The sequence below is a fragment of the Enterobacter cloacae complex sp. IR5402 genome (genome assembly GCF_049238125.1).
Lineage (GTDB): Bacteria > Pseudomonadota > Gammaproteobacteria > Enterobacterales > Enterobacteriaceae > Enterobacter > Enterobacter hormaechei_C.
This window is the reverse complement of the sequence record NZ_JBMKHO010000001.1, coordinates 145,800-155,130: the sequence shown is the minus strand read 5'-3', so window position 1 is coordinate 155,130 and position 9,331 is coordinate 145,800. Positions and strand designations below refer to the sequence as shown.

7 protein-coding genes and 1 pseudogene are annotated in these 9,331 nt (G+C 54.4%); 3 read left to right on the top strand and 5 right to left on the bottom strand.

Annotated features, from left to right (window positions below):
- Both ACOTXL_RS00855 and ACOTXL_RS00850 read right to left on the bottom strand, forming a co-directional pair.
- Positions 1-345, bottom strand: a pseudogene (locus ACOTXL_RS00855) (BapA/Bap/LapF family prefix-like domain-containing protein); the annotation flags it as partial.
- Positions 346-465: 120 nt separating this feature from the next.
- Positions 466-1,803, bottom strand: coding sequence for a TolC family outer membrane protein (locus ACOTXL_RS00850; RefSeq protein WP_045350628.1), 1,338 nt, complete (start codon positions 1,801-1,803; stop codon positions 466-468).
- Between the two features lie 733 nt (positions 1,804-2,536).
- On the opposite strand from ACOTXL_RS00850, the gene ACOTXL_RS00845 reads away from it, so the two are divergent.
- Together ACOTXL_RS00845 and ACOTXL_RS00840 are read left to right on the top strand one after the other, a co-directional pair.
- Positions 2,537-3,280: a DeoR/GlpR family DNA-binding transcription regulator gene (locus ACOTXL_RS00845; RefSeq protein WP_045350629.1), complete on the top strand. Its 744-nt coding sequence runs from the start codon at positions 2,537-2,539 to the stop codon at positions 3,278-3,280.
- Positions 3,281-3,293: 13 nt separating this feature from the next.
- Positions 3,294-4,361: an oxidoreductase gene (locus ACOTXL_RS00840; RefSeq protein WP_045350630.1), complete on the top strand. Its 1,068-nt coding sequence runs from the start codon at positions 3,294-3,296 to the stop codon at positions 4,359-4,361.
- Positions 4,362-4,402: 41 nt separating this feature from the next.
- Here the strand turns inward: ACOTXL_RS00840 and cybB are convergent, their stop codons facing one another.
- The 3 genes from cybB to ACOTXL_RS00825 form a co-directional block, all read right to left on the bottom strand.
- Positions 4,403-4,933, bottom strand: coding sequence for a cytochrome b561 (gene cybB / locus ACOTXL_RS00835; protein WP_003857288.1), 531 nt, complete (start codon positions 4,931-4,933; stop codon positions 4,403-4,405).
- An 87-nt stretch (positions 4,934-5,020) separates the two neighbouring features.
- Entirely contained in the window at positions 5,021-6,460 is a 1,440-nt protein-coding gene (gene aldA, locus ACOTXL_RS00830; protein ID WP_022651158.1) for an aldehyde dehydrogenase, read from the bottom strand.
- 199 nt (positions 6,461-6,659) lie between these two features.
- On the bottom strand, positions 6,660-7,454 hold the full coding sequence (locus ACOTXL_RS00825) for a YdcF family protein (protein WP_072202968.1): 795 nt from the start codon (positions 7,452-7,454) through the stop codon (positions 6,660-6,662).
- A 214-nt stretch (positions 7,455-7,668) separates the two neighbouring features.
- On the opposite strand from ACOTXL_RS00825, the gene ACOTXL_RS00820 reads away from it, so the two are divergent.
- Complete coding sequence (locus tag ACOTXL_RS00820; protein WP_003857293.1) at positions 7,669-9,321, top strand: MFS transporter; 1,653 nt, start codon at positions 7,669-7,671, stop codon at positions 9,319-9,321.
- Positions 9,322-9,331 lie beyond the last annotated feature (10 nt).

The following is a 9,331-nucleotide window of genomic DNA, read 5'->3' as shown; positions in this document are numbered from 1 at the left end:
TGCAGCCTGGGCGGTTAATTCGGTGGCGGCAACGCCTGATGTTTCCCCGGCATCGGCAAATGAAATATGCGTCAACGCCTGGTTATCGTTAAATACCAGTTCGGAATGATTATGGGTTTCCGTGTCTTCGACAAAATAATTATTGCAGCGGATCACGCTGCCATCTTTCATATAAATGAGGAGGTCATTCCCCTGGCGGACATAACGCACCACGTCCTGAGCAGAACCCTGAATTTCAATCACGCTCGGTGAGGAAATAGAAACCGAGAGATTCCCTTCACCGGTTAATTTCGTCTTCTCTGCCGTTTTGCGAATGATGACATCAACAACTTTTGCGGTACTCATATTCTTCTCCTTGCAGGTGCGCGTATTTCTGTGGATATGTCCACCAGAGGGATGTAGCTATCCTTGGGAAAAATCACCCATTATTGTCTGACTTATTTCGCGCAGAAAGGCGCGCCTTTTTTAACTTAAATCAGGTAATTTCGCGGCAGCGTTTTTCTCTATTCCGATAAGCGGCATGAGATTATCCACCGCAGAGGCGTAATTAATCGCCGCACTCCAGCCATCGTATTCAGCCATTATTTTCGCGGAGGTGGCAGACCAGACATCCTGCTCCACGCTGAGCAGATCGTTAATGCTGCGCTTGCTCAGGGTATATTCATTTTTGTAGACATCGCGGGCGCGCAACGCATTTTCCAGCTGACGTTTCCCGGCTTCCATTCGTCCACGCGCCCCGGTCCAGTCGGCCTGTGCGACGGAGGCTTTTTGCAGGACATCAAAACGGGCCTGATCGACCTGAGACGATGCCATTGCCCTTGCGCCCTCGGCCTGACGGACGCGCGCCGAGACCGCGCCGCCCTGATAAAGCGGTGCGTCAATATTGAGCTGGATCTGATCATCCCAGTACGCGCGATTATCCGACTCATAGCGGGTACGGCCCCCTTTCAGGCTTAAGGTCGGCCAGTGCTGAGACTTCGCGGTTTCTACGCCGTACTGGGCTGAACGCTCCATGTTCTGCGCGGCCATCACCGTTGGGATCAGTGAATAATCAATCCGATTGAGAGAATCCGGCTCCACGGCCAGACCTCCCGGAACCGGTGAATAGCGTTCAGCCTGTATGCCAGTTAATACCGCCAGCCGCGCGCGGGCGCTGTTCAGGGACGCATTGTACTGCTCTACCGTCGCCTGCATCCCGGCAATACGGGTGCGGGTCTGAAGCTCATCAGAGGTGGAGTTTACGCCAGCGTCGGCGCGGAGTTTTGCCAGCTGCTCAACGTTTTTAAGCGCCTGCACGTTCTCTTTTGCCGCCTGCAACAGATCGCTGTAGCGTTTCACTTCCACATAGCTGAGGGCTGTTTTTTCCGCGACGGCAGACATCGTGCTCATCAGCTGGTAACGATAGCTGTCACGCTGAGCTGAAGACTGGCTGATGCTGTTGTTGGTCTTGCCAAAATCGTACACCAGCTGCGTCAGACTCAGGCCCCAGGCTGCGGAATTTCGCAACGATCCGCTTGAATCGGTGGTCTGGCTGTGACCTGTACTCCCGTTCAGGGCTATTTGTGGCATCCAGCCACTGCGCGCTTCGTCTATTTGTGCCTGGCCGATCCCCAGCTGTGCCGCCTGCTGACTCACCGAGGGGTCGCGATCGAGAGCGAAAAGAATACTTTCTTTCATCGTCATTGCCGCAACGGGAGATATCCCCGCCTGGCCGTTATTTGCATTAGCCGCAGTCACCACCAACGAAATTAAGGTCAGGGAGGCAGATAATCTGAGTAACCTGTTATTGCATTTCATCTTCATAATATCCCCCGACTCCAGGTGATAGCCAAATAAATACCCAGGAAGAGGTACAAATAATTCGCCAGAAATCCATTGCCCCTTCTCCATTAATTCCGGGCAAGAGTTCCCCTAACCCATTTCAATTGAGACGAGAGCCGTTCAATCCTTTTTTTCTTTTAAGAATTTACTTAAATATTTAGTGATTCGCAGCATAAAAAAATGTGATATAAGCAACCACACCCGCAATGTTAATGTGTTGTTACAAATAAGAAAAAAGATGGGGTTTCTGGACAAAACGTTATAAAAGACCTCTCAGATGAAACAAATAAACCCCCTGTAATATAAAGAAAATTCTAAAATACCCCGGTGTACATTTTTGCGTTAATTTCACCCCGAATCAGACACAAAGATTTTCATAGAAATGTCAATTTAAGTAATCCACCGAATAAAACTGGATTATTTTACTTTATAAACACAGATTGTTAGATATATACACTAATTTATAATTACAAATTAGTTATAAATATCAATTAGGCGCTGGAATGTGGCAGCTTAAGCCAAATTTATAAGTAAAACATAGCGATAACAACATACCTAAGAGATACATACATGTTTTTGATGACTGATTAATGCGATATCAATAATCACACCATTAAACTGTTTTTGGATAACATCCCGCGCCTGTCGCGATTCCCTTTTCTGCAAAATGCTGTAAACTGCGAAGTATTGCGACATTTTGCAGGATATTGCGCCCATGCATAAAACCGCCAGACAGAAATATGTGCTTGATATCATTACTGAACAAGGCCAGGCCAGCATTACCGAGCTGGCAGATCGATTGCAGGTTTCAGCGGACACCATCCGTCGCGATCTGACCGACCTGGAAAAACAGGGACTGGCACAAAAAAACCATGGTGGCGCCATCGCGCTGAATCTCTCGACGATGAACCGGGTTAGCAGGAATACCTTGCTGCCTGAAATCAAGCAGCGGCTGGGTGAACAGGTTGCGCAATGCGTGCCTGCGGGCTCGACGCTGTTTCTGGATGCCGGAAGCACACTGCTGGCCGTTGCCTCTTTCCTTCAGGGGCCGCTGACCATCATCACCCCTTCTCTTGATATCGCCCAACAGGTGAGCGATCGGGAAGGTATCGACCTGATCCTGCTCGGTGGAAAGTGGGATCAGAAACAGCGCCTGTTTGCCGGAAGCGCCACCCTTTCGCTGCTCTCTCGTTACCGGGCGGATATTGCCATCCTTGGCGCATGCGCCATCCATGCCGAACTCGGATTGAGCGCCAGTCAGGAGGCGGATGCCGAGGTAAAGCGTGCCATGCTGGCCGCAAGCCAGGCGCACTGGGTAGTCGCCGATCATCTGAAACTCAACCAGTGCGAACCGTATCTGGTTTCAGGATTATCCCAGATTCATCAACTGTTTTTAGATCGTCCCTGGGCAGAGCTCGGGGACCATAGCGCCGTGCAGGTTACCGTTTGCGCACATTAACGTGGAGAAGGTCATGAATAAAGTGAAGACAATGAATATTGCGCTGATCGGGTATGGTTTTGTGGGTAAGACGTTCCATGCCCCGCTGATCCAGTCCGTTGACGGCCTGAAGCTGGCGGTGGTCTCATCCCGGGATGAAGAGAAAGTGAAACGCGATCTGCCGGACGTGCTCGTTGTCGCCACGCCGGAAGAGGCCATTCAGCACCCGGATATCGATCTGGTGGTTATCGCCTCCCCTAACGCGACCCATGCGCCGCTGGCCACCCTGGCGCTCAATGCCGGCAAGCATGTGGTAGTGGATAAGCCGTTCACGCTGGATATGCAGGAAGCGCGGGATCTGATTGCGCTGGCTGAAGAAAAACAGCTGCTGCTTTCTGTCTTCCATAACCGCCGCTGGGACAGCGATTTTCTCGGCATTAAGCAGGTGATTGCGCAAGGCAGCATCGGCAAGGTGAAACATTTTGAGTCGCATATCGATCGTTTCCGCCCGGAGGTTCGCGTGCGCTGGAGAGAGCAAAACGTTCCCGGCAGCGGCCTGTGGTTCGACTTAGGCCCGCACATGATTGACCAGACGCTACAGCTTTTTGGTCTGCCGCAGTCGGTACAGGGCAACATCGCCACCCTGCGTGACGGCGCGGAGATTAACGACTGGGCGCACGTGGTGCTGAATTATCCGGAACACAAAGTGGTCCTCCATTGCAGCATGCTGGTGGCGGGCGGCGTATCCCGCTTTACCATTCACGGTAACAAGGCTAGCGTGGTGAAAGCGCGCATCGATCAGCAGGAAGCCCAGCTGCTGGCAGGCGTCATTCCGGGTAGTGAACGCTGGGGTGAAGACAGCGACGCTATGGTGCTGCTTAATGCCCAGGGTGAAGCCAGCGCTATCCCTGCGCCAAAAGGCGACCAGCGGCAGTACTATATAAACGTGCGCGATGCCCTGAACGGCAAGATTGACAACCCGGTCCCGCCGGTGGAAGCCCTGGCGGTGATGGCGGTGCTGGAAGCGGCGGTAAAATCTTCAGAAACGGGTACAACTCAGGAACTGGACTTAACGGCGCAGGAGCGCGCGCAACTGCAATAAGCCGCAAAAAAATGCCCTGCGGGTTCGCAGGGCATTATCGGTTACTGACGCTTTTTTGGCATCATCCGCAGCAGCGTGTTGTCTTTCCAGAAATAGTGATGCATCAGCGCGGCAAAGGCGTGCAAACCAATCACGAAATATCCCAGATTCGCCAGCGTCACGTGCCACGCTTTTAGCGTATCCACCAGGTCAAAATTCCCCTCCGCCGCATGCGGCATCGTCAGGCCAAACGCAAACCAGTCATTTCCCCGGTTATACATCATCACCATGCCGATCAGCGGCAGCGCAATGAACAGCAGGTAGATAACCAGATGCCCCAGATGGGACAGCCCGGTAATCATCGCTTTTGGTTTCGGTTGAATAGGCGGAGCCGGGAATTTGAGGCGGATAAGCAGGCGCGCCACCATCAGCACCAGGATGCTGATCCCGCAGGAAACGTGGATCATATTAATGAGCGGACGATCGCTTCGCGGGAACCATCCCCTGAACTCCATGGCGCAATAGGCCATAATAACTAACAGAAAAACCAGCCAGTGAATGCTGATTTGCAGACCCGTATATTTTGTGCGCATGTTGTTTCCCGATAAATAACCATTATCGCGCCAACATAACCACCTTTCCTGAAAATGTGAACCCCCTCGCATGGAGGGGGCTCCTGATTACGACTGCAAATAGACCACCTGCGTCTGCAAATACTCATTCAGACCGTGTTTACCATCTGCCCCGCCGATACCGGATTTCCGCCAGCCCGCATGGAAGCCCTGCATCGCTTCAAAGTTTTCACGGTTAATGTAGGTCTCGCCGAACTTAAGCCCCTTAATGGCTTTCATGGCGACGTTCAGGTCCTGCGTATAAACAGACGAGGTTAAACCGTAGTCGCTGTCGTTGGCCATGTTCAGGGCCTCTTCCAGGGTGTCGAAAGCCACCACCGGCAGCACCGGGCCAAAGGTCTCTTCGTGCATGATGGCCATATCCTGACGCACGTCCAGCAGCAGCGTTGGGGGATAAAAATACCCTTTACCTTCTGCCGCTTTACCGCCAAGGACCACTTTGGCCCCCTCCTGCACCGCGCGCGCCACCTTCTGCTCCACGCGCTCCAGCGCGGCGGCGTTGATCAGCGGCCCCATGGCAATATCCGTTCGCTCAGCCGGATTGCCAAACTGGACGGTTTTCATTGCCTCGCCCAGACGATTCACAAAGCGGTCGTAGATCCCCTTCTGGACATAGACACGTTCCGCGCAGTTACACACCTGCCCGGTATTGATGACGCGTGAATCCACAATGGCCTTCACGGCCAGCTCAAGATCGGCATCGTCCATCACGATGGCCGGGGCTTTACCGCCCAGCTCCAGCCCCACTTTGGTGATGTTTTTCGCAGCCGCAGCCATGATCTTTTCACCTGCCCCGACGCTGCCGGTCATGCTGACCATCGCCACTTTCGGATTCCCGGCCAGCTCCTGTCCGACGGTTTCACCCCGGCCCAGCACCAGGTTAAAGACGCCTTTCGGCAGGCCAATCTCATCGACGATTTTGGCAAACGCGATGGCGTTGTTTGGGGTAAATTCGCTCGGTTTGATAACGATGGTATTGCCGGTGATCAGCGCGGGAGCAAGCTTACGGGCAATCAGGAAGAAGGGAAAGTTCCACGGCAGAATGCCGGTGGTGACGCCCAGGGCACGCTTAAACACCAGAATATTCTCGCCCGGACGGTCGCTCTGAATGATTTCCCCTTCATACCGGCGCGCCCACTCGGCCATATAGTCGATATAGTCAGCGGTAAAGTTCACTTCCACTTCCGCCAGCTGCTGGATCTTGCCGCCTTCGGCCACAATCAACGCGCTGATTTCACTGACGCGCTCGCGGATCCCGGCAGAAATTTTGCGTAGCCAGCTGGCGCGTTCAATGGCTGGCAGCGCCTCCCAGCCAGCCTGCGCGCGCTCTGCCGCGTCAATGGCTTTGCGGGCGTCCTCGGCGGTGCCGTCGGGAATACGGGAAATGACCTCTTCCGTGGCCGGATTGATCACGTCAATCCATGCATCACCCTGCCAGGCAACAAACTGTCCATCAATATACATAGGATGTTGTACGGGTACTGTCATAACCTGCTCCTGTAATCACACTGTTTTTAACAAGTAAACTTATTGTTAAAAACTATAATTACCGGGGCAATTGCCTACTCTATGAGTCTGTTTTTGTGAGATATCTCATAAAAGATACGGGTCAGCCCGTTTCCAAAATCACAAATCGGCAACAAAGGCTGCCCGTTTGCGTAAAAGATGGCGCAAACGGGCAAGAGCATTACAGCAGAGAACGGCTCACCAGCGCGTCGGTGAGAATGACGTCGTTTCGCAGGATCTGCCACGCGGCGTCCACGTCGGCAGGGATATCGACATGGGCAATGAAATCACGTCCCGCCGGACCGTAGCCGTTGATGTCGTCCCTGAGTCGCGGAAATTCACCCAGCACCAGCGACAGGTAACGTTCTACCGGCCATAACCCCTCGACCGGGCCGCTAAACACCAGACCGTCGTCGCTGTTTTGCAGCACGGGCGTCAGGCCGGGATGACTCACCCATGCGGGCGCTGCGGCCTCGTCGCGGCATACGCGGGCAAACGTAGCCATTGTGCGCCGCTGCATCGTCGGGTCTTGCACCACCAGCACCCGGGCGGCGTTCAGTCCGGATTGTTTCATCAACGCCCGGCTGAAGCGGGCGTTTTCACCACAGTTGGTCGACTGATCCTCAACGTGAAGATGCTCAGCCGGAATGTTCCAGAATTCACGGGCGATGTCGGCCAGAATAGCTGCCTCAGCCCGCCCGGTGGTGGGTATCCTGTTATAGCGGGGGTGTTTCGCAATCGCGGCGTAGAGGAAGGTCGTCGAGTGACCGATCCCGCCGCTGATGATCAGAGGAACACCCTGTTCAGCCGCGTTTTTACAGGCAGCATCAATCGCGGGGATCACCGCATTACCCGCCAGAATCACCAGATCAACGGGCTGATTGTCCTGATAGTCGTCCTGAGCAAGCCACGCCCCAACGGTATTCACGGCGTCGAGGGTTGTGCCAGGCAGACAGGGGAAAAGTGCCATTGTCATCGTTACCTCCTTACAGCATACAGAGCCATCGATTATCCCCCTTTCTGCGCGTCATGCTATGGCATGAATGCTGAAAAAACGGGCTGGAACGTTCTCAAAAAGCACTCACATTTGATTAACTTGAGAAAATCGTATTCACTTGAATTATGATTTGCGTCAGCCTTAGAATCATTAGCCCGCTCACAATTCAACATTTTGAAAGGTAAACCACGTTATGCGCCTGCCCCAACGCGACCCTTATGCTCCTCGCGAGTGGCAGCCACACGAGAAACCCGCCCTGCTGGGTTCCCCTTCCACCCCGGAACATCCAACCCCAAAACGGATCGCCTATGGCGTGGTCGGCCTGCTGGTATGTCTGACCGGGGCGCTGGGTAACGCGGTCGTCACCGCTAATCTGCAAAATCTGCAAGGCACTTTTGGCGCCTGGTCGACTGAAATCGCCTGGTTGCCTGCCGTCTATGTCATGACCAACGTGTCCATCAACCTGCTGCTGGTAAAGTTTCGCCAGCAGTACGGTTTGCGCGCCTTTACGGAAGGCTTCCTGGTGCTGTATGTGCTGGTCACCTTTTTCCACCTGTTTGTGAACGATCTTAGCTCGGCGCTGATGGTAAGGGCGGCACACGGGATGGTCGCCGCCGCGCTCAGCTCGCTCGGCATTTATTACCAGATACAGGCCTGGCCCGCGAAGCATCGACTGAAGGCGCTGACCATTGGCATTACCGGGTCGTCCCTGGCGATCCCGCTGGCGCGGCTGTTCTCCACCGAGCTGTTACAGCTTGATGAGTGGCGCGGGCTGTACTTCTTCGAGCTGGGTCTGGCCCTGATCTCCCTGGCCTGCGTGATGGTGCTAAAGCTGCCGCCGGGCGATCGGCGCAAAGTCTTCGAGAAGAAAGATTTCATCACCTTCTTTTTGCTTGCGCCCGGCATGGCGCTGCTGTGCGCGGTTCTGTCGTTAGGGCGTCTGGACTGGTGGTTTGAAGCGCCGTGGATCGGCTGGGCGCTGGCCCTCTCGCTGGTGCTGATTGTCTCTGCGATCGTGTTTGAACATAACCGCAGCAACCCGCTGCTTAATACCCGTTGGCTGTCCAGCGGCAGCATCGTACGCCTGGGGCTGATTATGCTGCTGATCCGCATCGTACTGGCGGAGCAGAACACGGGCGTCATCGGCTGGCTGCAATATGTGGGCCTACAGAATGAACAGATGACCCATCTGGCGTGGGCTATTTTCGCCGGGATCGTCTGCGGTATCGTCACCAGCTGTCTGACGATTAAGCCCACTAAACTGGCCTGGCCGATAATCACCTCGCTGGTGCTGATGATCGTCGCCTCGCTGCTGGACAGCCAGTCCAACAACCTGACCCGGCCGGATCAGCTTATTTTCAGCCAGTTCCTGCTGGGCTTCGGCAGCGCTTTCTTCCTCGCGCCTGCGATGCTGGCAGCCATTGGCGGGGTGATCGCCGACCCGCGCAACCTGGTCAGCTTTTCCGTGATGTTTGGCATGAGTCAGAACCTTGGGGGCCTGCTGGGTTCCGCGATCCTCGGCACCTTCCAGACCTGGCGCGAGAAGTACCATTCCAGCCTGCTGGCTGACCAGCTCACCACCCTTAACCCGCTGGTGAACGAACGCATTCAGCTTTACACCCAGATGTACAAAAGCCTGATTGGCGACAGTTCCCTGCTGGGAACCCAGGCCATTACCCAGCTCCAGACGGTGACGGCGCTTGAGGCAAATATTCTGGCTTACAACGATACTTATCTCCTGACGGCGAGCATTGCCACTGCCACGCTGGTCTGGATTTTATGGCGCTTGCTGCGCCTGCGCATCACCGCCCGTATGGCCCTTAAGAACGCCACTGGCAACAAGTAATGACTATTTT